At 73.2% G+C, this 22,073-nt stretch carries 21 protein-coding genes; 14 read left to right on the forward strand and 7 right to left on the reverse strand.

The annotated features are described in order from the left end of the window. The first annotated feature begins 2 nt into the window (after positions 1-2). From BKA00_RS11930 to BKA00_RS11950, 5 genes are read left to right on the forward strand one after another with little or no spacing between them, the layout of a single operon-like run. Positions 3-1,142, forward strand: coding sequence for an ABC transporter ATP-binding protein (locus tag BKA00_RS11930; RefSeq protein ID WP_185024969.1), 1,140 nt, complete (start codon positions 3-5; stop codon positions 1,140-1,142). Next, positions 1,139-1,924, forward strand: coding sequence for an HAD family hydrolase (locus tag BKA00_RS11935; RefSeq protein ID WP_230299009.1), 786 nt, complete (start codon positions 1,139-1,141; stop codon positions 1,922-1,924). The genes BKA00_RS11930 and BKA00_RS11935 overlap by 4 nt, the downstream gene beginning before the upstream one ends. Beyond that, on the forward strand, positions 1,921-2,754 hold the full coding sequence (locus BKA00_RS11940; protein WP_185024970.1) for an inositol monophosphatase family protein: 834 nt from the start codon (positions 1,921-1,923) through the stop codon (positions 2,752-2,754). Before BKA00_RS11935 ends, BKA00_RS11940 begins: the two co-directional genes overlap by 4 nt. After that, the gene (locus BKA00_RS11945; RefSeq protein ID WP_185024971.1) at positions 2,751-3,569 is read left to right on the forward strand and encodes a Cof-type HAD-IIB family hydrolase; all 819 of its coding nucleotides are present in this window, start codon (positions 2,751-2,753) and stop codon (positions 3,567-3,569) included. Before BKA00_RS11940 ends, BKA00_RS11945 begins: the two co-directional genes overlap by 4 nt. After that, the gene (locus BKA00_RS11950; RefSeq protein WP_185024972.1) at positions 3,566-4,288 is read left to right on the forward strand and encodes an MBL fold metallo-hydrolase; all 723 of its coding nucleotides are present in this window, start codon (positions 3,566-3,568) and stop codon (positions 4,286-4,288) included. The genes BKA00_RS11945 and BKA00_RS11950 overlap by 4 nt, the downstream gene beginning before the upstream one ends. Positions 4,289-4,464: 176 nt before the next feature. Here the strand turns inward: BKA00_RS11950 and BKA00_RS11955 are convergent, their stop codons facing one another. After that, positions 4,465-5,973, reverse strand: coding sequence for a serine/threonine-protein kinase (locus tag BKA00_RS11955; RefSeq protein ID WP_185024973.1), 1,509 nt, complete (start codon positions 5,971-5,973; stop codon positions 4,465-4,467). Between the two features lie 235 nt (positions 5,974-6,208). On the opposite strand from BKA00_RS11955, the gene BKA00_RS11960 reads away from it, so the two are divergent. Beyond that, positions 6,209-7,192, forward strand: a complete 984-nt coding sequence (locus tag BKA00_RS11960) for a helix-turn-helix domain-containing protein (RefSeq protein WP_221493112.1) — start codon at positions 6,209-6,211, stop codon at positions 7,190-7,192. Positions 7,193-7,309: 117 nt separating this feature from the next. Here the strand turns inward: BKA00_RS11960 and BKA00_RS11965 are convergent, their stop codons facing one another. Both BKA00_RS11965 and BKA00_RS11970 read right to left on the reverse strand, forming a co-directional pair. Continuing rightward, positions 7,310-8,398 carry a hypothetical protein gene (locus BKA00_RS11965; protein ID WP_185024975.1) on the reverse strand — a complete coding sequence of 363 codons (1,089 nt, stop codon included), beginning with the start codon at positions 8,396-8,398 and terminating at the stop codon, positions 7,310-7,312. Between the two features lie 168 nt (positions 8,399-8,566). Continuing rightward, positions 8,567-9,241, reverse strand: coding sequence for a cysteine hydrolase family protein (locus BKA00_RS11970; RefSeq protein ID WP_221493113.1), 675 nt, complete (start codon positions 9,239-9,241; stop codon positions 8,567-8,569). A gap of 38 nt (positions 9,242-9,279) precedes the next feature. On the opposite strand from BKA00_RS11970, the gene BKA00_RS11975 reads away from it, so the two are divergent. Beyond that, positions 9,280-9,771 carry a hypothetical protein gene (locus BKA00_RS11975; protein ID WP_185024977.1) on the forward strand — a complete coding sequence of 164 codons (492 nt, stop codon included), beginning with the start codon at positions 9,280-9,282 and terminating at the stop codon, positions 9,769-9,771. A gap of 16 nt (positions 9,772-9,787) precedes the next feature. Here the strand turns inward: BKA00_RS11975 and BKA00_RS11980 are convergent, their stop codons facing one another. Next, entirely contained in the window at positions 9,788-10,240 is a 453-nt protein-coding gene (locus tag BKA00_RS11980; protein WP_185024978.1) for a VOC family protein, read from the reverse strand. Between the two features lie 317 nt (positions 10,241-10,557). On the opposite strand from BKA00_RS11980, the gene BKA00_RS11985 reads away from it, so the two are divergent. The 6 genes from BKA00_RS11985 to BKA00_RS12010 all read left to right on the forward strand — a co-directional run bounded on the left by BKA00_RS11985 (position 10,558) and on the right by BKA00_RS12010 (position 18,705). Continuing rightward, positions 10,558-10,734: a hypothetical protein gene (locus BKA00_RS11985; RefSeq protein WP_185024979.1), complete on the forward strand. Its 177-nt coding sequence runs from the start codon at positions 10,558-10,560 to the stop codon at positions 10,732-10,734. 167 nt (positions 10,735-10,901) lie between these two features. Beyond that, positions 10,902-11,990, forward strand: coding sequence for a hypothetical protein (locus tag BKA00_RS11990; RefSeq protein WP_185024980.1), 1,089 nt, complete (start codon positions 10,902-10,904; stop codon positions 11,988-11,990). A 54-nt stretch (positions 11,991-12,044) separates the two neighbouring features. Beyond that, the gene (locus tag BKA00_RS11995) at positions 12,045-12,905 is read left to right on the forward strand and encodes a DUF3592 domain-containing protein (RefSeq protein WP_185024981.1); all 861 of its coding nucleotides are present in this window, start codon (positions 12,045-12,047) and stop codon (positions 12,903-12,905) included. Between the two features lie 53 nt (positions 12,906-12,958). Further along, positions 12,959-13,711 (forward strand): helix-turn-helix domain-containing protein, encoded by a 753-nt coding sequence (locus BKA00_RS12000; protein WP_185024982.1) that lies wholly within the window; start codon positions 12,959-12,961, stop codon positions 13,709-13,711. A gap of 49 nt (positions 13,712-13,760) precedes the next feature. Beyond that, entirely contained in the window at positions 13,761-14,132 is a 372-nt protein-coding gene (locus BKA00_RS12005; protein WP_185024983.1) for a VOC family protein, read from the forward strand. Positions 14,133-14,232: 100 nt separating this feature from the next. Continuing rightward, entirely contained in the window at positions 14,233-18,705 is a 4,473-nt protein-coding gene (locus BKA00_RS12010) for a cation-translocating P-type ATPase (RefSeq protein WP_185024984.1), read from the forward strand. Positions 18,706-18,886: 181 nt separating this feature from the next. Here the strand turns inward: BKA00_RS12010 and BKA00_RS12015 are convergent, their stop codons facing one another. From BKA00_RS12015 to BKA00_RS12025, 3 genes are all read right to left on the reverse strand, one after another. Beyond that, positions 18,887-19,276 (reverse strand): YkvA family protein, encoded by a 390-nt coding sequence (locus tag BKA00_RS12015; protein WP_185024985.1) that lies wholly within the window; start codon positions 19,274-19,276, stop codon positions 18,887-18,889. A gap of 101 nt (positions 19,277-19,377) precedes the next feature. Then, positions 19,378-19,893: a hypothetical protein gene (locus BKA00_RS12020; RefSeq protein WP_185024986.1), complete on the reverse strand. Its 516-nt coding sequence runs from the start codon at positions 19,891-19,893 to the stop codon at positions 19,378-19,380. Between the two features lie 167 nt (positions 19,894-20,060). Beyond that, the gene (locus BKA00_RS12025) at positions 20,061-20,411 is read right to left on the reverse strand and encodes a TraR/DksA family transcriptional regulator (RefSeq protein ID WP_185024987.1); all 351 of its coding nucleotides are present in this window, start codon (positions 20,409-20,411) and stop codon (positions 20,061-20,063) included. Between the two features lie 668 nt (positions 20,412-21,079). Here BKA00_RS12025 and BKA00_RS12030 point away from each other — a divergent pair. Then, a complete protein-coding gene (locus BKA00_RS12030) occupies positions 21,080-22,072 on the forward strand; it encodes a hypothetical protein (protein ID WP_185024988.1) in 993 nt (330 codons plus the stop codon). Position 22,073: the final 1 nt, after the last annotated feature.

Raw genomic sequence — 22,073 nt, forward strand, 5'->3', positions numbered from 1 at the left:
CCATGCCGGCCATCACCCTCAGCGGAGTGGTCAAGAACTACGTCAGCGGCGGCCGCGCCGCGGTGAAGGACCTCGACCTCGTCATCCCGGACGGGTCCTTCACCTGCCTGCTCGGGCCGTCCGGCTGCGGCAAGACCACCACCCTGCGCATGATCGCCGGGCTGGAGCAGCCGACCCTGGGCGAGATCAGGGTGGGCGACCGGGTCCTGGACTCGGTCGAGCGCGGCGTCTACGTCCCGCCGGAGAAGCGCGACATGGGCCTGGTGTTCCAGAACTACGCGCTCTGGCCGCACCTCACCGTCCGCGGCAACACCGAGTTCGGGCTCCGGATGCGCAGGGTGCCGGCCGAGCGCCGCAGGGCCCGCGCTCAGGAGGCACTGGAGAAGGTGCGCGTCGCCGACTGCATGGACCGGTACCCGTCCCAGCTGTCCGGCGGCCAGCAGCAGCGCGTCGCGCTGGCGCGGATGCTCGCGGTCGACCCCGACGTCCTGCTGCTGGACGAGCCGCTGTCCAACCTCGACGCGCGGCTGCGCCTGGAGATGCGGACGGAGCTGAAGCGCATCCACGACGAGACGGGCGCCACGGTCGTGTTCGTCACCCACGACCAGATGGAGGCCATGACGATGGCCACCCACATCGCCGTCATGGCGGACGGGGAGCTCCAGCAGGTGGCGCCGCCGATGGAGATGTACGAGCGGCCGGCGAACCGGTTCGTCGCCGAGTTCGTGGGAAGCCCGCCGATGAACATCGTCCCCCTCGGCGACGAGCCCGGCGGGCTGGCCGGGTCGCTGCTGCGCTTCGTGGAGAAGCACGCCGGCCTGAGCGGGTCCGCGTGCGCGTGCGCGGGCGTCCGGCCCGAGGCGCTGAAGCTGGCGCGGTCGCGGGACGAGGTCCCGGGCACGGCCTGGACGGACGAGGCCGTCGTCGAGACCGTCCTGCCGACCGGGTCGAGCTGGACCGTGCAGCTGCGCGTCCTGGACACCGACCTGTTCGCCGTCACCCACGAGGACCCGGAGGCGGCGCCGGGCGACCGGCTCCACTGCTGGGCGCCTCCCGGGCGGCTGCACGTGTTCGCCGAGGACGGCTCCCGGACGGGCGCCTGGGACGACGCCGTCGCGCCCGCCGGGAAGGCCGCCCTGTGACCGCGTCCCTGCGCCGGCCGCGGGCGCTGCTGCTGGACTTCGGCGGCGTGCTGGTCGAGACCTCCAAGCGGGACGGCTGGCAGGCGGCCATGGCCAAGGAGGTGCACGCCCTCCTCTCCGGCGCCGGCTCCCGCGAGCTGGACGCCGCCGCGGTCGAGACCGACATCAGAGCGGGCGCGGCCGCGGACAAGTGCTGGAAGGACGCGATGTCCCGCCCGTACGCGCCGCGCGAGATGACCCACGCCGCGTTCTGGGGCGACTACGTGGCGGCGGACTGGCCCGCGCCCGCGCGGCAGCTCGTCGTCGCCCACGCCACCCCGCTGTGCAAACGGATGGGCGAACTGCGGCAGGACCGCCGCACCCGTCCGGGCATCCCCGAACTGCTCGACGCCGCCGCCGGGCTCGGCATCCCCTGCGCGGTCGTCAGCAACGCGCTGTCCGGTGCGGTGCACCGGGACTACACGGCCTCGACGGGGCTGGCGGGCAGGCTGGCCCTGGAGGTCTACAGCGACGAGGTCGGGATCCGCAAACCCAACCCGGAGATGATCTGGATCGCGACCCGCGCACTCGGGGTCGAGCCGTCGGACGCCTGGTACGTCGGCGACAACTTCGACCGGGACGTCCTGTGCGGGCACCGCGCCGGCGTCGGCGGGAACGTGCTGATGGTGGCCAAGGGCACCCACGACGTCCCGTACGAGGTGCGATGCCGTCCCGACGCCGTCGTCGACGACGGGCACGGACTGCTCGACCTGCTCACCGCCACGATCGAAGGAGAACAATGAGCGTCGCTGTCCCCGCCTCGCGCGAGCTCGCCGGGATCGCCGAGCTCGCCGCCCGCGCCACCGGGGACCGTCTGCGGACGGCGTTCCGGTCGCGTCCCGAGGTCGATCTCAAGCGCGACTTCCACGACCCGGTCACCGAGCACGACCGGGCGGCGGAGGAGACGATCCGGGCGGTGCTCGCCGAACACACCCCCGGCAGCGTGGTCGTCGGTGAGGAGGGCGGCGTGGGCGGCGGCGACGGCGACCTGCGCTGGTTCGTCGACCCCATCGACGGCACGGCCAACTTCGCCGTCGGCCTTCCGTTCTTCTGCGTGTCCATCGGCGCGGCCGTGGGCGATGAGCTGGTCGCGGGCGTGGTCTACGACCCGGTGCGCGACGACATGTTCACCGCCTCGCTCGACGGCGCCACCTGCAACGGCGAGCCGATGCGCAGCCGCGGGGCGACCTGCGACGAGACCGCGGTGCTCGTCACCGGCTACCCCAACGCGCGGGAGATGCACCGCCGCGGAGAGGAGTCGCTGCGGCGGTTCGGCTCGCTGGTGAACGCGTTCGCCACCGTGCGCCGCCCGGGCAGCGCGGCCCTCACCCTCGCGCACGTCGCCGCCGGCTGGGCGGACGTGGCCTACGGGACGTCCGTCAACGCGTGGGACGTCGCGGCGGCCGTGCTGCTGGTCCGGCAGGCCGGCGGCACCTACCTGCCGCTGAACGGGGAGCCCGGCGGCCACGACTGGGAGGCCCCCGGCTACCTGGCGTGCGTGGGCGGCTTCGATCTGGACGGCTCCGTCATCGCCGACGTCGCGGGGCTCGTGAACGCCGGTGAGCCCGCATGAGCGCGACCGGACCGCGGACCGCCGACTGGATCGTCACCGACCTCGACGGGACCCTCGTCGGGCGCGACCTGAAGATCGTCGAGCCGAGCCTGACCGCGCTGCGCCGCTTCATGGCCTCCGGCGGCACCGTCGTCATCGCCACCGGGCGCAGCGAGGAGGCCGCGCTTCCGTACTACCGGACGCTCGGCCTGACCACCCCCGCGATCCTGTACAACGGGGCGCGCGTGGTCGACCTCAGCACCGGCGCCGTCCTCTACCGGCGCTGCCTCGGCGTCGCCGCCTGGGCGAAGCTCACCCTGCTGTTCGCCGAGCTGCCCGCCGGTGTCTGGCCGGTCGCCTTCGCCAAGGGCCGCGCCCACGCCGCGCGATCGTCGCCGGCGCTGCTGGAGTACGCCCGCCGCGACGGGATCGAGGTCGAGGAGATCAGCTCCTGGGGCGACCTGCCGCTGGACGACATCGTCAAGGTCATGTTCGTCTGCGACGGCCCCGAGCTGATGGATCCGACCGAGGAGGCGGTGTCGGCGGCCGTGCCCGGCGTCACCCTCGTCAGGTCCGAGAGCACCTACCTGGAGGCGCTGCCCGAGGGCGCGACCAAGGGCACGGCGCTGCGCGAGCTGGCCTCGTCCCAGGGCGTGGCCCTGAGCGCCGTCGCGGCGATCGGCGACAACCCCAACGACCTGGACATGATCCAGGCCGCCGGCCTCGGCGCCGCCGTCGGGGACGGCGCCGAGGCCGTCCGGGCCGCCGCCGACGTGGTGGTGGGCCCCTGCGTCGAGGGCGCCGTCGCCGACCTCGTGGCCCGCGTCCTGCCGTGATCCTGACCGTCGTCGGCTGCGCGGGCACCGTCCCGGGGCCGGAGGCCGCCTGCTCCTGCTACCTGCTGGAACACGGCGGCTTCCGGCTCCTGCTGGACGCCGGGACGGGCGCGCTCGGACCGCTGCAGCGCTTCGCCGACCCGTGCGCGATCGACGCCGTGGTCATCAGCCACCGGCACCGCGACCACTGCTCGGACCTGGTGCCCCTCGCCTACCTGCGGGACCGCAGGGGCGTCACCGCCCCGCTGCCCGTGATCGCCCCGGCGGGCACCGAGGCGCACGTCGCCGCCCCGTCCGGCTACGCACGGGCCCTCGACTGGCGGGAGCCGCCCGCGGGGCCGTCCGGGCTCGGGCCGCTGACGATCGAGACGGCTCCGGTGCGGCACTCGGTGCCGGCGCAGGCCGTCCGGGTCACCGCCGGATCCGCGAGCCTCACCTACTCCGGCGACTCCGGCGAATGCGCCGAGCTCCTGGAACTGGCCCGGGGGACGGACGTCCTCCTCTGCGAGGCGGCGGCGGCCGTCGACACCCCCGGCTCCGCCGCCGCCCACCTCACCCCGACGCAGGCGGCGCACCTGGCCGAGGAAGCGGGCGCCGCCCACCTCGTCCTCACCCACCTGCGCCCCTGGGCGGACCCCATGACCGCTCTGCGGGAGGCTCGCGAGTCCTACGACGGCCCCCTGACGCTGGCGACCCCCGGTCTGAGACTGATCGCCTGACCGGCCGGGAACGGCGGGCGTGAAGCATCACCGCGCTCGGCCGTTCCCGGCTCAAGGGCGGGCACCAGGCCACCCGCCCGGGCCCTCGCCGGGCGGGTGGCCTGGAGGCGGCCGGGGGGCGTATCCCTTGGTGGTGCGGACGCAGGTCACCGCGCGAAGCCGTTGCGCCGCGGCGGTCAGGCGTTGCCTCCCCAGCGGGCGCCCGCGTACCGGGCGAGAGTCATCTCGATCTCCTTGCGGGAGCCTTTGAGCCGGTGGACGGGCACGACCGTGATCCAGCCGGTTCCTTTCTCCAGATAGCACAGCGGCGTCCGCGCTCCCCGAGCCGCAGGCAGGGGCGTACCCGGCAGCGGGAAGACGCTGACCGCCCACCCGGCCTCCTTCGCGCGGCGCACCACGACCCTGCTGATCTCGTGCCATCCGTAGTGGACCCGGCGGCCGCCGTACCGCAGTTCGAGGCCTTCGGCGCCGACCTGCAGTTCGCACGGCTTCCAGAGCGCGTTGAGGAGCGGAAGCATCCATTTCACCGGTTCACGCACGAGCCAGAAGCTCAGCACGGACATCACCGCGAGCACCAGAGCGAAGAACGCGCCGGTCGAGTCCCCCGACCCGGCCGCGGTGGCCACGGTCAACATGGCGAATGCGATCCCCGTGAGGAGGCGGAGAGTGTGCCCGACGAGCGCGAGGACCACGGGCCCGGCGCTGGCCTCGAACCGCACGGTCTGGTGGCGGCCGGGCAGCGACGCCGGTCGCGCCCGGTGGTCCTCGAAGGTGCTCGTCGGGTAGTCGATCGGCGTGCCGGTGGTGGTGGTGGTGGTGCCGGTGGTGGTGGCGCCGGTGACGTGGAACCGCGTCAGCATGTCCTGCACGGGCGAGGGAAGCCACGCACCGGTGTCGCCGGCCGAGGAGAGCACCTCCACCAGTTCCGCCGGACTCGGCCGGGCAGCGGGATCTTTGGCGAGGCAGTCCGCGACCACGCCTTTCAAGGGGGGCGGCAGAGCGTCCAGAGCCGGGGACTTGTGCACCACCCGGTAGGTCAGCGCAGCCGCCGGCCCTTCCCCGAACGGGCGGACTCCCAGGGAGTAGGCGAGGACGGCGCCGAGGGCGAACACGTCGCACGCCGGGGTGATCGATCCTTCGGAGATCAACTCCGGTGCCATGAAGCCGGGGGTCCCGGCGAGCGCGGTGACCCCGGAGGCGTCGACCGCCCGGGCGATGCCGAAATCGATGACGCGCGGCCCGTCGGCGGCGAGCAGCACGTTCGAGGGCTTGAGATCGCGGTGAACGACGCCGGCACCGTGGACGGCATCCAGCGCCTCCGCCAGCCCCGCTCCCAGCGCGAGCGCCGAGACCGGCGGGAACGGCCCGTGCTCGGCGACCGCGGCGGCGAGCGAGGGCCCGGCCACGTATGCCGTGACCAGCCAGGGGATCTCCGCCTCGGGATCCGCGTCGACGACGGGCGCGGTGTGGAAGCCGCCCACCTGGCGTGCGGCCTCCACCTCGCGTTTGAAGCGCCGGCGGAACTCGGCGTCGGCGGCGAAACCCGGATGGACCAGCTTCACGGCGACCGGCCGGCCGCCGGGAGACGAGCCGAGGAACACCTGCCCCATTCCGCCGGCGCCGAGGCGGGCCGAAAGGGTGTACCGGCCGATCGCACGAGGGTCACCGGGCCGTAGAGCGTCCACCGCACTCCTCATCTTCCGTTGTTCGTCGTCCGTACACGATCACGGGACACGCCCGCGCGTCTTTGACGATGCCTCCACGATCCCTTGACAGTGCTTCCAGTGCCATACCTCGCTCGCCCGTCCGTGCGGCGGTGCCCGAGCACGGCGCCGAAGGGCTTCGAAGGGCCCGCCCGGGAAGGTCCTAGTAATCTCCTGGGCATAACGAGCGGACTTGGGGAAGCCAATGATCGAAACGGTGCACAGAACCGAGGACTTCCCCCCGGCCGAGAGATTCGACCGCTGGCGGGAATGGATGGGGCGTACGCACGCTCCCGTGGAGCTGAGCAGCGAATATGCCGCGGATTTCCGCGCCCGCCAGCGCACCCTGATGCTCGGTGCGGTGACCGTGTGGCCGTCGACCGTCCAGCCTCTGCTTTCCCGGCGGACGGCGAAACTCATCAGACGCTCCGACCCCGAGACCTACAACCTCACACTCGTCCTCGAAGGGACGGCACACGCCGACTGGGGCGACCGGGACGCGGAATACCGTCCCTACGACCTGCACAGCCAGAATTCCTGGCGGCCCTGCGCGGTCCAGGTGGGGCAGCATGACCAATCCGTCAGGTGCGTGGGAGTCGAGATCCCCAGGGACCTCCTCGCGCTCCCGCGGAGGAGCGCCGATCGCGCGATCGGCCGGCCGCTGTCGGCGCGGGAGGGCGTGGGGGCGCTGCTGGGCGACTTCCTCGTCCGCCTCAGCAGCGACACCGCCGCCTACCGTGCCACCGACGGTCCCCGGCTCGGCGCCGTCCTGACCGATCTGGTCTCGGCCCTGTTCGCCCACGCCCTCGAGTCCGCCCGCGACCTCTCCCCCGAAGCCCACCGGCGGACGCTGACTCTGAGCATCCGCTCCTTCATCGCCCGGAACCTGCACGACCCGGAGCTGACCCCGTCAGTCGTCGCGGCCGCGCACCACATCTCCACCAGCCACCTGTACCGCCTCTTCCAGGAGGAGGACGCCACCGTCGGCGCACTGATCCGCCGCGAACGCCTGGACCGCGCACGCCGGGACCTGGCCGATCCGGCCCAGCACGGGGTCCCGGTCCATGAGATCGCCGCCCGCTGGGGTTTCACCCACCATTCGGCCTTCACCCGAGCGTTCCGCGCCGCCTACGGGACCTCCCCCAGCGACCACCGACAGGCAGAGCACCACGAATCGCAGTGTCGCGCGGTCGAGCCGTAGTCAGTGGTCCCGGGGCCCTGAGCCCCGGGACCGGTCGGACCGTTGCGGATGGGCCCGGCCTACTCGGCCGGGCCCTGACCGCCATTGGAGACTTCGCCTCTCCCCCGCTGGCGAGCCCTACTCGCTAGAAAGCCGCAGGTAACGCACCGCCTGTTGAGGGGTGAGGGAGGTGGGAAGGTCCAGAAGCTGCCGCTGCCAGATGTCCACGTTCTTTCGCCATGTTCGGTAGAACGACAGGCAGGTGACCGGGGAGATCTCCAGCAGACGCTTCTTCGCCTCGTCGAGGCGCAGCAGGATCCGGTCGCGATCCGGAATCCGCTCGTCCTTCGCGCGAGCGGACCCGTGCAGCCGGTCCGCCACTTCATCGATGAAACGCGAGCGCTTCTTGATCGCGTCCGCCCAGAAGGAGAGCGTGGACACATCCGATCCAAAATGCAGCGCCCGGACCAGGCCTTCGGCGACGAGTTCGCCGAACTCCTCCGGTGCGGCGTTCCGGGCGAACGGGTCGTACGCCAACTGCCGCAGCCTGCCCGCGACGCCCACCGAGCGATCGGCGACCGCATCGTAGAGGAACAGCCAGTCCTCATTGTAGATGGCGGGGAAGTACGTATCCGCGCGACTCGTGTCGACGAGGATCGCATTACCCCCCACGAAGGTCGACTGGGCTCCCCCGGAAACCCGGTTGGCGTGACAGACGACCGAGTTATCAGGGAAATCGGGAATCTGGAATCCGACCACCCGATACTGCTCGGTCAGGGCGGCGGCCCTCAGGATCAGAGAAGGCTTCATGCCCCGGATGTCGTCGTCGAGGAACAGGATCGTCCGCCAGCCGCACAGGCGGGCCAGCAGAAGCCCGATGTTCCTCTTCATCGCGATGTCCGTATGCTTCTCCATCGCCCGCTGCTCGAAGTCGAGCAGCGGGTGACCGTACCCTGGCGGGGCTTCCAGGCAGAGTGCGTTCGAGGGAAGATCGTAGCTCTTACCAATGTCCCGTACCTGCGAAGATGTGCTGCACAACAGGACGATCGTGCACTTCAGCGCCTCAGCCAAGGCGATTGCGGACCCCACCCGTTGTGGAGCGATCGTGGGGACGACAATGGCGTCCACCGTGCCGCTTTTCGCGCTGCCGACGACCTCGGATAAGTCCGTTAGCAGATTGGTGTGCGAACCCACATGAGCTGCGTGGTCAGTTTGATCTTTATTCATTTTTCCTCCGTTTGCATACGCCCGTGACCTGGTCACGAACGGTCCAAGAACGGAATTGATCTGGACACTAAGTACTGTCCGGGGTGGAACGAGAGGGGCAACGCGCACTTCGGAAAGCGCGGTCCCGCGGGCGAACCGGCCGCCTTCGCGGCCGCCCGCGGGCGCGGATCAGGACCCGATCATCGTGAGCACCTCGGACGTCGGGCGCACGTCGCCGAAGGACCGGTAGACGGTGTGCAGGGTGGCGTTGTGGTCCTGGTCGCGGCGTGCCGCGTTCGCGTCGGCGACCATGATGACCCGGAACCCGAGGGTGCTCGCATCGCGTGCCGACGACTCGCAGCACACGTTGGTGACGGTGCCGGTGATCAGCACGGTGTCGATCCCGCGCCGTTCCAGCAGTTCCGGAAGGGGACACCGCCCCGGGAAGAAGGCGCTGGCCGCCGACTTCTCCACCAGCAGATCGTCGGCATGGACCTCGAGGTCGCGCCACAGGCGCTCGGTCATCGTCCCGGTACCGCCGGACGTGCGGTACGTCTCGGCCGCCTCCGGTCCGAAGAACTCGTCGGCGACCGCCGTGCGCTCGCCCACCGCGGGCAGTACCCAGGCGACCGTTCCGCCCGCCGCCCGCAGAGCCTCGGCAAGGCGGTGGATGTTGGGCACGATCCCCAGGCAGTAGGGGTTGCCGCCCACGAAGAACGGGACCATGTCGATCACCACCAGCGCCGTGCGGGCGGGAACGAGACGCGTGAACGCGAAACGGCGACCTCTGCGGCGTTCGTGGCGGGCATACTCCCGGGGCTCGATCCGCCACCCGTGGGACCGTGCCTCGACCTCTGACGACACCGCCCCTCCCCGATCTCCGGCGGCCATAGGCTGCGGCCGTGAACTACAGCGAACTTGAGGCGGACATCCTCCGCATGGTCATCGAAGCCGCCGAGGACGACGTTCGCGCTTTCGGAGAGGATACGGTCACCCGTCTGGTCCGGCCCGAGCTGCTGCGCGGTGCCGCCGACGACGAACTCACCGGGGACGCCCGGGCGGCACTCGCCTCCGCCTCCGCGAACGTCCTGACGATCAGCGCCGCCGAGTTGCAGGACGAGCTCGCGACTATCCATGACGGCATCCTGGTCGACGACGATCTGGACACCGGCGTCCTCACCGTCATCAGGGCGCTCGGGCATTGGCAGAGCTACCTGGAGCAGGGCCGCCGCGGCGAGCTCTACGAACTCGCCATCCGCTCCGTCGAGGACGTCGACCACGAGGTCTCCGCCGATCTCGGCGACTTCCTCGCCGCCCCCGAGATGGCCGCCGAGTACGAGCGCATCCGCCGTCTTCTGTCCCCCGCGCGGGCAAGGGGCGCCTCCGCGCCGTGACGCCCGGCCGCCGCTCCTAGCCGGGTGCGGGACGGTCGGCGAAGACGCCGTGGAGCATGCCCGTGGCCTGCCCGACCTCGATGAGATAGCCGTCCGGGTCGCGCATGTAGCAGCGGATCTCCGCCTTGCGGTCCAGGGGCTCGGTCAGGAATTCCGCACCCTGGGCGGTGGCCGCCGCGTAGAACGCCTCGATGTCGGCCACCCGGACGTTGAGGAACGTCGACACCGGATCGCCGGGTTCGGGCGGCCTGAGAACGATGCCGGGCTTGTCCGGTGTGGGGCCGCCGCCGGGGTTCATGATGATCCAGGTGTTGGCCACCTGCACGATGGCCGGGTTCTCCGGGAGCACCACCTGGCCGCCAAGGACATTCGCATAGAACTCCCTGGAGACGGCCACGTCCCGGACGGTCAGGAAATGCGTCAGCACGAGCCCCTGGCTCGGCGCCGGAAGGCCGCCGTGGTCCGGCATTCGGTCTCCTCCATCTCGCGGGTGCCACCCCCGAGCCGGGGCGTCCGTTCCTCCAGGGCCGCTTGCCGTCACAGCCTGGCGACAAAAGGAATTCTCCATCCGGGCGGCCATGGAAAGCGGCACCCGGGGCTCTCGACCAGTCGCCGAATCCGTCAAGTCCTGGCTAAGCACACGAGCAGGAGCCGCCCGCTCTGACCCGGACGGCGCTGGGCCTCATCGAGAGTTGCCAACCCGGCCGCCTCGTGAACGGTTTCCTTGTCCCCCTATGGAAGGGGGGACCCTGCGAGTGCAGGGACAACCTGAGCGAAGGAGCCATGATGGCTGACCCGACCCCACAGGAGAGGGCGTTCGCCCGCGACATGTTCCGGGGAGCCGCTGACCTGTCGGCGCAGAACGCCGAGCGGGCGGAGACCCCGGAAGCGGCCGAGGAGGCCGAGATCGCCGCCGGCGCCTACAGGAGCGTGGCGGAGGACATCGACAACGGCACACTCTGACCTCGGCCGGCTGACGCCGGCCGGAGCCTGAGCTGAGCGCGGCCTCCGGCCGCGCTCTTTCCATTGCGCGCCCGTGCTCGCAGTCGCGGCGGCGTGGGCGGTGCCGGCGTTGTCGAAGATCGGCTGTGGGCCTGTCGGTCGTCGGCCGGGGCCGACACAATTCCCCCATGACGATCACGACGGCGACGCCGCCGGCGCGACGGGCTTCCGTCGACCTCGCACGGGGGTTCCTGACGGGCGGCGTTCTGGGGACGTCGCTGGCCGCCGTCGTCGTCGGCATCGTGATCGGAAGGATGCCGCCGGTCGTCACGGGGCTGGGGCTGGCCTCGGTCTACGGCCTGCTCGTCTTCCTCGCCGGTGTGCCGCGACGGCTCCGGGAGGCGGCGGTCGCGCCCCGCACGGCTCTGGCGGTGATCGAGAGCCGGAAGGTCATCAGGAGTGAGGACACCGACGTCCCGGTGCGGTTCGATCTCACCGTCGCGCCGGACGGCGCGCCGGCGTACCGCGTCGAGACCACGCAGCATGTCCACGTCTCCGACCTCCCCGACCATCGGCCGCAGGGCGTCCTGGTGGTCCAGTACCCGCCGGACCGGCCGACGCAGGTGAGGATCGTGAAGCGGCCGACCCCCGAGTGGGAGGAAAGGGCGGCCGAGGCCCGCATCGACTCCGCACCGGGGCCGGCTCTGGTGAGCGATCCTCCCGAGGGGAGCGCCGCCGGTTTCCTCACCCTCCTCGGCCTGCTGCTCGGGGCCGCCGCCGTGGTCCTGCTCTTCCGCGCCGAACTGTTCGACCAGGGCGGCGAAGTGCGGCGGCCCTCCGCGAAGCCGTCCGTCTCCTCGACGTCGTCCACCACCACCGTGACGTCGGCGTCCGGCACGGTCGCCCTCGGCTCGGACCGGTCGATGCTCGACGAGGGAGAGCTGCGCCGAGCCGTCGACCTGCTCCTGAAGGGCAGGAAGACGCACCATGCGGTCACCCTCGTCGCGCAGGAACGCCGGCTGACGGTCATCTTCGTCTCCAGCGCGTCCGCTGTCCCGCACTTCGACCTGCGCTCCCTGCCCTACGACCGCGTCCCCGGCCTGGTCGAGGCGGCCAGGACCACCCTCGGCGTCAAGTCCCCACGGACCTGGCATCTCACTGCCCATCGCGTCACCGGCGCCCTCACGCTCAGGGTCACCGTGGCCGGCTCCGAAGGCACGGCCTCGTTGGAGGCGGACGGACGCGGCAGGGTGGTGCGGCGCAGTCCGGTGCGGTGACACCGGGCGCCGTAGTGCCCGGCAGACCGGTCCGAAACAGCAGAAGGAGGGCATATGGGCTGGCACGGATATCTCGCGCTGTGGTGCGCGGTGCTGGGGACGTTCGCGCTGGTCGGCTACGGGCTGTCGCTGGCCGGGATGACCCGGGCGCAGCGGACGGTCCGGCTCACGGGGCGGATCGAGCAGGTGCGGGAGCCCCGGCACGGCGGCTCCCGGAAGGGCGGGGTGTCGGTCGTCGTCTCCTACCGCGACCCGTCCAGCGGGCAGGAGGTCATCGTGACGAACGACGGTGACCGGGGCGAGATGATCACCGCCGCGTGGCCGGGCCGGGAGATAGGGGTCCACCACCCGCGCGGGCGGCCGCACGCCTTCCGGCTCACCGACCGCCCGGAGCAGGGCGGCCGCGGACTGGGATGGCCGAATCTCGCGCTCTTCCTCGTCTACGCCGGGGTGGTGGTCGTCGCCGCGATCGACCGGGGCTGGCCCTGGGCGCTGGTCGGCTTCTGCGGACCGTGGGCCGTCTTCGGCGCCTTCCACCTGCCCGGGAACATCCGCGACACGCGCCGCCGCCGCGAGACGCCGGCCTCCATGGTCGCCGTCCCGGGCAGGATCATCGCGGTGCTCAAGGACGTCACCACCGACGAGGAAGGCAGCACCGCCACCACCATCACGCCGGTCGTGGCGTTCACCACGAGGGAGGGCGCGGCCGTCACCGCCCACTGCCCCCAGGAACTGCCGGACCCGTCCGGCGCGCACGGCCGGGAGGTCACGGTCCACTACACACCGGCCGACCCGGCCGTCTTCACCCTGGACCGCGCGGCCCGGCAGCGCTCCCTGAAATCGGACATCGCGGTGAACGTCGTGGGCCTTCTCGCCGCCGCGTCGGCGGCCGTCGCCGGAGCGGTCATGCTGTGACGCCCACGGGCGGCCCAGTTGGGGCGCCGCGACGTACGCCTTAGGCTGGAGGTGTGCTGTTCCAGCGCGGGCCTCTCCACCCGGCCCTCGATCCGTTCGTCGCGTGCCTCGGCTATTCCGAGTCGCACGGCCCGTCCGTTCGCGAGCAGTCCATCCCGACCGGCTGCGCCCAACTGTTCGTCAACCTGCACGCCGACGCGTTCACCGGCGGCGCCGACGGGGCCGCCTTCCTCGGCGCCGCGTCCCGGCCCTCCGTGATCGACACGGCGGACCAGCGTGCCATCGCCTGGGTCGCGTTCAAGCCGGGCGGCGCGTTTCCCTTCTTCCCGCCGGTGGGCGGGCTGGTCGTCCTGAAGGACCTCTGGGGCCGCGGCGGGGCGGTCGTACGGGAACGGCTCCTGGAGGCCGGCGGTCCCGCCGAGATCCTGGACGCGCTGGAGTCGGTCCTTCTCGAGGCGGGCGACCTGGACCGCGACCTCGCTCTGGAGGCCGCGATCTCGGCGCTCGACCGGGGCGTCCCCGTCGGCGAGGTGACCGACCGGCTCGGCTTCACCCGCAAGCGCCTCATCGGGCTCTTCCACGATCGCGTCGGCCTGACGCCCAAGCGCTTCGCCCGCGTGCGGCGGTTCCAGCGCACGCTCCGGCGGATACCGTACGACCGGCCGGTCGATTGGGCGGAACTCGCGGTCACCTGCGGATACGCCGACCAGTCGCATCTGATCCGGGACTTTCGCGACTTCGCCGGGCTACGGCCGACCGAGTACCGGCCCCGCTCCCCCGACCAGCCCAACCACGTGCCGCTCTGAGGGAAATTCGTCCAATACGGGGCGCGCGGGCGGCCCGCACGATGGGGTCATGAACCTCTTTCCGAAACTCGTCGTCAACGACGCGCGCCGTGCCATCGAGTTCTACACGACGGCGTTCGGCGTCAAGGAGAGCGAGCTCTTCGAGACCCCGGACGGGAAGATCGTCAACGTCCGGCTGGTCCTCGGGGACCTCGACTTCACACTCAAGGACGAGGACTCCGTCGACGCCGCCCCGGGCCTCGACGGTCCACCCGTGATCATCAATCTCGAGGCGCCCGACCCCGACGCGGTCGGTGCCCGCATGGAGGCGGGAGGAGCGACGGTGATCTTCCCTGTCGAGGACCACCCGTACGGCCGCATGGGCCGGCTCCGCGACCCGTTCGGCCACGTCTGGATCGTCCGCGGGACCGACGGCGGATGACCCGGCCGGTCCGCCCGCCGCCAGGTCATGCGAGCGGCCGACTTCCGCAAACAGGGTTCGACACGCGCTTAGGCCCTGCTTGAGGGGTTAGGGCAGCTTCATGGTCCTTGAACTCCTGCGGCGCGGCGCGGCGGCGGCCGGTGGTCTCCCGGGCGGGGGAACCGTCGTCCGCGCGGCGGGCCACGCGGGGGCCTCGGGCGTCCGGGCGGCCGCCGTGCCGGTCCGGCGGACGGGACGCGTCCTCGGCGGAGTCGGAAGCGCGGCGGCGCGGGCCCTGCGCCCGGCGCGGACCGTCCACCGGTACCCGGAGCGGCTGCACATAGAGCTGCGTCACCTGCACAAGGCGGGGAGGCGGTCCGAGGCGCAAGCCTTGGAGCGCGCCATCGAAGGACTTCCCGCCGTCCGCTGGGCGCGCGTCAACGCCGCTCTGGGACGGTTGATCGTCCACGTGTCCGAGGAGGTCCCGCCGGAGGCCGTCCTGGAGGTCGTGGAGGCGCTGGACGCGGTCCTGGAGGGCGAGGAGCCGGAGGCGGGCCGGTTCGCCGCGCCGCCGACGGCGCTGGCCCTCGGCGCCGACCTGGTGGGGCTCACGATCACGGGGGCGCAGTGGATGCTCGGGCGGGCCCTGCTGCCGTCCGAGGTCGCGGGGCTGGTCGCGTTCGCGGACGCGGTGCCCGTCCTGCGCGGCGTTCTGGCCGGGGTGGTCCCGGGCGCGCCGGTGGAGCGGTGGCTGCCCCTGACGCAGGCGGCCGCGCAGGCGTTCGCGCCCGGCGGGACGGGGCTCGTCGTCGACGTGGCGCAGCGGCTCTGGCAGCGCCGCGAGGCCGCCGCCACCGGCCGGCTGTGGCGGGTCGCCGAAGCGGACCTGACCGGCGCGCCCGAGCGAGCCGGCTGCACCGGCGTCTCCGGCGGGCGCTCCCACGACCTGCGCGACGGGCCGCCGGAACGGCACGCGGGCCGGATGCTCTCCGTCGGCCTCGGCGGCCTCGTCCTCGGGGGGCTGCTGACCGGCAGCGCGCGCCGCGCGCTGGACGTCGGGGTCGCGGCGGTGCCGAAGGCGCCCCACGCCGCCCGCGAGATCTTCGCGGCCGAGCTCTCCACCCGGCTGGCGGAACGGGGAGTGCTGCCGCTGGACCCGGCGGCGCTGCGCCACCTGGACCGGATCGACACGGTGGTGCTGGACGCCGACGTCCTGCAGGCCGCAGACCTGGTGGTGGACGAGGTCGCCGTGCTCGGGGACGCGTCGGAGGCCGAGGTGGCCGAGCGCGTTCACGCGCTGTCGGCGCCCGGGGCGCTGGAGGAGGTCAGGGAGGCCGACGGGTGGTCCCTCGGTCCCGCCGCGAGCGTGCTGCCCGGCGGGGAGGTGCCGGCCGAGGGCCGGGACCTCCGCGGTTCGGGGCCGGTGCTGGCCCTGGCCGAGGGAGGACGGCCCCGCGCCCTGATCCGCATGCGCCGCTCCCTGCGGGAGGAGACGAACGCCTGGGTGACCGCCGCGCGGGAGGCCGGCGTGAAGCTCGTACTCGCCGGCTCCGGCGTCGACCTGCCGCTGCCTCCGGACGAGACCGCCCCCGGCGGCCCGGATCTCGCCGCCTCCGTCCGCGCGCTGCAGGAGGACGGCGCGGGCGTCCTGCTGGTCTCGCTCGATCCGGTGGCGCTCGCCGCCGCCGATGTCGGTGTGGCGGCCTGGGCGGACGGCACGGGCGGGACGCCGCCATGGGGCGCGCACCTGCTGGTCCTGCGGGATCCGGCGGCGGCCGCGCACGTCCTCCAGGCGGTCGCCGCCGCCCGCCGCGTCAGCGAGCGGGGCGTCACGCTCGCATGGTCGGGCACCGGAGTGGCCGCTCTGCTCGCCCTCACCGGGCCGCCCGGAAAGGCGGCGGACCGCGCCCTGTCCGCCGTCAACGGCGCGGCGGCCCTGGGGATGGCCTACGGCGCCTGGTCGGCCCGCGAGGTGATGCGGCGCGTTGCCGCGCCGACTCTACCGTCCACGCCGTGGCATTCCATGCCCGTGGAGGCGGTCCTGGAGCGGCTCGGCAGCCGTGCCGGGGGCCTGTCCGACGCCGAGGCGCGCGACCGCGGCGCGCGCGGCGCGGACCGCGCGGACCGCGGCGGAGACCGCCGGACGCTGGCGCGGGCCGTGGTCCAGGAGCTGGCCAACCCGCTGACGGCGGTGCTGGCCGCGGGCGCGGCCGGTGCGGCGGCGGTCGGCTCACCGGTCGACGCCGCGCTCGTCGCCGCGACCATCGGCCTGTCGGGCCTGGTCGGCGGCCGGCAGCGGGTCTCCGCCGACGAGGTCATCGCGAGGATCTCGGCCAGGTCCGGCGAGCCGGTCGGGGTCCTGCGGGACGGCGAGGAGACGCGGGTGCCGGCGGACCGGCTCCTCCGCGGCGACGTCCTGGTGCTCGCCGCGGGAGACGCGGTCCCGGCCGACTGCCGGATCGTCACCGCGAACGGGCTGGAGGCCGACGAGTCCTCGCTCACCGGCGAGTCCCTGCCGACGCCCAAGGGCACGGCGCCGACGCTGGCCCGGCACGTCGCCGAGCGCGGCTGCATGCTCTACGAGGGCACCACGATCGCCGCCGGGAACTGCACCGCCGCGGTCGTCGCGCTCGGCGACGCGACCGAGACCGGGCGGGCCATGGCCGCGGCACTGGCCTCGGGCTCCCCCTCCAGCGGCGTGGAGGCCCGCCTCAAGCAGATCACCGAGGCCACGACGCCGATGGCGGTCGGCGCGGCCGTCGGCGTCGTCACCTCGGGCCTGCTGCGCGGCGGCCCGCTGCGCCGAGCGCTGTCCGAAGGCGTCAACCTGGCCGTCGCGTCCGTCCCGGAAGGGCTTCCGCTGCTGGTCAGCGCCGCCCAGGTGGCCGCGATCAAGCGGCTCGCCGACCGGGGCGTCTTCGTCCGCGACCCGCGGACCATCGAGACGCTCGGACGGGTCGACGTGCTGTGCTTCGACAAGACCGGCACCCTGACCGAGGGCCGCATCACGCTCGCCCGCATCGCCGACCACCGCCACGACGGGGACGCCGCCCGGCCGGACGATCCGCTCCGCGGCGTCCTGGCCGCCGCCCTGCGCGCCACACCGGTCCCCGGCAACGGGCGGCACAGCCACGTCACCGACGCCGCCGTGGACGAGGGCGCCGCGCGGGCGGGCGTGGACCGCGACTTCGGCGGGCCGTGGAAGCAGATCCACAGCGTCCCGTTCGAGCCGTCGCGCGCCTTCCACGCGACCCTCGGCTCGTCCGGCGGCGACCGCACCCTGTTCGTCAAGGGGGCCCCGGAGGTCGTGCTCCCGCTCTGCGCCCGCACGCCGGACGGCGACCTCGACCGCCGCGCCCGGCGGCACCTGCGCAAGCGCGTCGAGCGGCTCGCGTCCGGCGGCCACCGCGTCCTCGCCGTCGCCGAGCGCCGCATGCCGGGCGGCGGCGAGACGATCGGCGAGGACGCGGTGACCGGCATGACCTTCCTCGGGCTGCTCGGGCTCGCCGACACGGTCCGCGCCACGGCCGCGCCCGCGGTAGCCGACCTCCGCGCCGCCGGCGTCCAGATCATCATGCTCACCGGAGACCATCCGGCGACCGCGGCGGCGATCGCCGACCAGGTCGCCGGAGAGGGCGCCGAGCACCGCGTCATCACCGCGGACGAGATCGACCGGCTCGGCGACGACGCCCTGGCGGAGGCCCTGGTCGGCGTGGACGTCGTGGCCCGGTGCACTCCCGTCCACAAGGTCCGCGTCGTGCGCGCCCTGCGCGGGCGCGGCCGCGTCGTCGCCATGACGGGCGACGGCGCCAACGACGCCGCCGGCATCCGCCTCGCGGACGTGGGCATCGCGCTCGGCAGGCGGGGCACGGCCGCGGCGCAGGCGTCGGCGGACCTGATCGTCGCCGACGACCGGCTGGAGACGATCGTCTCCGCGCTCGTGGAGGGGCGCGCCATGTGGGCGTCGGTCCGCGAGGCCCTCGCCATCCTGGTCGGCGGCAACCTCGGCGAGATCGCCTTCACCCTGCTCGGCTCGCTGATGACCGGCCGCGCTCCGCTGTCGGCCCGCCAGATGCTGCTGATGAACATGCTCACCGACCTGGCCCCCGCCCTGGCCGTCGCCGTCCGCGTCCCCACCCGGGAGGCCACCACGGCCCTGCTGGCGGAAGGCCCGGAGACCTCGCTCGGCTCCGCCCTGACCCGCGACATCGCCCACCGCGCGGCGGTGACCACGTTCGGCGCCCTGGCGGGCTGGCTGGCCGGGCGCTTCACCGGCCCCGCCGTCCGCGCTCGCACCATCGGCCTGGTCGCGCTCATCGGCACCCAGCTCGCCCAGACGCTCATGGCCGGCCACGACGACCGCTCGGTCCTGCTCAGCACGCTCGGTTCGGCGGCCCTCCTGGCCGTCATCGTCCAGACGCCCGGTGTCAGCGGCTTCTTCGGCTGCGTCCCGCTCGATCCGCTCGCCTGGGCCGTCGCCGCGGCGGCCGTCGCCGCGGCGATGGCGGGCGGCCGCCTCCTGTTCTCAGGGGACGGACTCCGCGGCGGCGAGGGTCAGGGCGCCGGCCAGGGCGGCGCGGGCGCCCAGGGATGAGGACGGACCTGGACCCGGTCGCTGATCGCGGGTTGGGCGAAACGGCGCAGGGACTCGCGGCACCGATGACAGGCGTCCGGCGGCGCGGTCCGGCGATGCCCGAAGAGTCTCGGCCGAGACTCCGCACGGCACCGCCGGGACGCGCCGTCGCCATGGTCCGCGGGCCGCGGCCGTCACGGCGTCAGGGAGCGCGGTGCTCCCTGCGGGACCGCCGGGTGTACTCCTGGCCGAGTGCGAAGAGCAGCCAGGTGAGGGCGGTGGCGTCGTCGACGATTCCGAACGGCAGGAAGACGTCCGGGATCAGGTCGATCGGGGAGACGATGTAGACCACCGCGACCACCATCGCGACGATCTTGCCGGTGGAGGTCCGGTAGTAGGCCTGCGCGGCCGAGCCGGGCGGTCCGGCCCGGCGCCGGCCGCGGAGCCGCAGGATGCCCGCGACCAGCAGCACCGCGCCGACGGACATGACGGCGGCCCCCGCCACGGTCATGTCGACACCGCCCAGCTCGCCGTCCGCGGTGAGAGCCGGGACGGCACCCGCGACGACGAGGACAAGTCCGAGCCATACCATGCGCACCTCCGGGGGACGTGTCCTCTGGTATTGCCCTTTCAGACGGGTTCACTCGGCTTCGGGGGGCGCGGCGTCAGCGGTGCGGCGCCCCCCGAAGCCGATCAGTTGAAGCAGTCCTGGTCCTTCAAGGACAGGGCCATCATGGTGACGTGGCGGCGTTCCACCTCGAACTGATAGACCGCGCGGCGGTTGCGGGGCGCGGTGACGTCCCAGAAGCCGTGCATGTCGCGCCGGACGCCCGGATAGGCGCGCTTGAGCTCGGCGAGCGTCGAGCCGACGCGGACGCCGCGCGGAGTGCGGGTGCCGCGGGGCGGCTGGATCATCGCGACCCCGTACTTCTTGGAGACGTAGACCGACACGTCGTCGCGGCCTGTGGGATGGCCCTTCAGGTCGAAGCCGTCGCACCAGCGTCCGGTGAGCTTGCGGACCAGCATTCCGGTGCGGAGCGCGGCCCGCTCGGAACTTCCGATCTTCAGAGCACCGTAGCCCTGGGAAGTGAGCCGGGCGGGTTCGGCGGCGGTGAGCGCCGTACCGGTCCCGGCGACAGCGGGGGCGGCGGTGAAGGCGAGGCTGAGGGCGGCGGCCGTGCCGGCCAGAGCAATGGTGGAGAGGCGCATGAGCTTTTCCTGTTCCCGAGTGTTTCTGGGCGGCGTCGCGGTCAGCTCACTTCTTCCCGCACCGTGTTCATCTCAATACGAAGAGTGACCGCATCCGGCGTGCCGACAGGTGAGGTCTGTGTGGCTGGTGGGGCAGGCCGGTCGCGGAAGAGCGGACATACGGGAAATCAGGCACAGGAGATGCACAGCGCCGCGGCGGGACGGGCCGCCAGGCGCCCGGCGCCGATGGGGGCGCCGCAGGACGCGCAGATTCCGTAGGTTCCCGCGGCGAGCCGTTCGAGCGCGCGGTCGAGGTCGTCGAGACGGCCCCGGGCCGCCGCCAGCAGCGCCTCCACGTGGGCTCGTTCGAACCCCAGTGTCGCGCCCTCGGGATCGTGCTCGTCGTCCACGGCGGACAGGCGGGCCGACTCCACGATGCCCTCGCGGTCGCGGTCCAGCGCGCGGACGGCGGCGAGCGTGCGCTCGCGCTCGGCCTCCAGCACCTCGCGCGTCCGTGCCGCTTCCGTCCGGTCGCCCATGACCGGGAGAACTCCCCGGCCGGGGGACACATTCCCCGCCAAGCCAGCCCTGGCACCGTCCTGGCGCAGGTGACCGGCGAGGCCGACACTCACAGCGCTCGCGTGTGGCCGGTCGGGGTGTCGTTTTGGAGGGCCTGTCATCGCAGGCTGAAAGGTTGGCGCGAGCGCCCGGTCCGCGGCGTGCGGCATTTCCTAGCACGCTGTCCATTGCGTTTCGCACACTCGCGGAAATCTGTCCATCTCCGGTCGCGGCGTCAGGGGCGGCGGGACGTGGACGGGAGCGGGGAGCGCCGCGCAGGCCGCCGGGCCGGTCGGCGGGCCGCCGCGGCAGGGCGGTGCCCGCTCTGCCCTGCGCCGATCTCAGACCGAAAAAAGCGGCAACCTTCCTCCAACTCCGTGCGTCACACCTAGCGGATCCTTTGCATCACTTATTCGTCAAGCCGTGAATATGACCCGAGGGGGGCACTATCTATACGGAACAGGCTGGGGCGCCAGCGGAAGAGACATTCACCCTCCAAAAGTCATCTTTCGGGCAATCCGGTCGAGTCACGGTCACTTTCACGCAGGGCGGGCTGCGGCACGAGGACGCGCTCCTCACCCACCGCTACGGCCGCGCCGACGACCGCGACGTCCTCCTCAAGACGGCCCTCTCCCCCGCCGGGGCGAAGGTGCTGCGCCGCGAGGCCGAGGTCTACGACCGGATCGGCGGCCGGCAGGCGTCCGCCGGGCGGATGATCGGCTTCCAGGCCGCGCAGAGCCCCGTGTGCCTGATGGTCACCCGCCGCGGCGTGCCCGTCTCCCGGTGCGGACCGCCGCCGCGGCTCGACGACGTGCAGCTCGGCCGGGCGGCGCGCGACCTGTTCGGCGCGCTCGCGTTCCTCGCCGACCTCGGCTTCGCGCACCGGGCCGTCTCGGCGGACACGGTGTTCTGGGACGGACGGCGCGTCGAACTGCACGGTTTCGGGCACGTGGAGCCGCTCGGCCCGTCCGAGGCGCTCGCGGGGTCCGCGCTCGGCACGCCGGCGGGGCCGCCGGCCGGCGGCGTCCCGGACGTCCAGGCCGCCGCCCACCTGCTGCTGCGGCTCGCCACCGGTTCGCCCGCCGGCGGCACGCCGGCGGCCCTCGTCGCGGAGTTCGCCGAGGTCGACGCCGACCTCGCGCAGGCGCTCGAACCGGCCTTCCACGCCACCGCTGGCCACGAGGTCTCCCCCGGTGAGATCAGGGACCGGCTGTGGCGGAGCCGCCCGAAGCCGCCGCCGCCCGAACGCGTTCCGGAGGACCGGCACGACCCGGCGGCCCCGCCCCGGCAGCCGTCCCCGGCGCACCCTCCCGCGCCCCCTCGCGCGACTCCTCAGGCGCCCCCTCAGGCGGTGCGGCCCGAGGCCAGGCCGCCTTCGGCCGTCCGCGACCGGCGGCTCGCCGCCGAGGAGGGCGGGCGGGCCGAGTTCCGCGAGCTGCGCCGCCGGCAGCGGGAGTTCCGCGAGAGCCGCCGGATCGCGGCGGAGCCGCCGCGGGCGCGGGTCCAGGCGGGCCCCGCCGCGCCCTCCCGGCGGACCCCGGACGCGGCGCCCCCCGGCAGCGGGGGCGTCCTGATCCTCTTCCTCTTCCTCGGGGTCCTCGCCGTGGCCCTGATCGTCAGCGCCGTCCTGCTCGTGAGGTGAC

The organism is Actinomadura coerulea (genome assembly GCF_014208105.1).
Lineage (GTDB): Bacteria > Actinomycetota > Actinomycetes > Streptosporangiales > Streptosporangiaceae > Spirillospora > Spirillospora coerulea.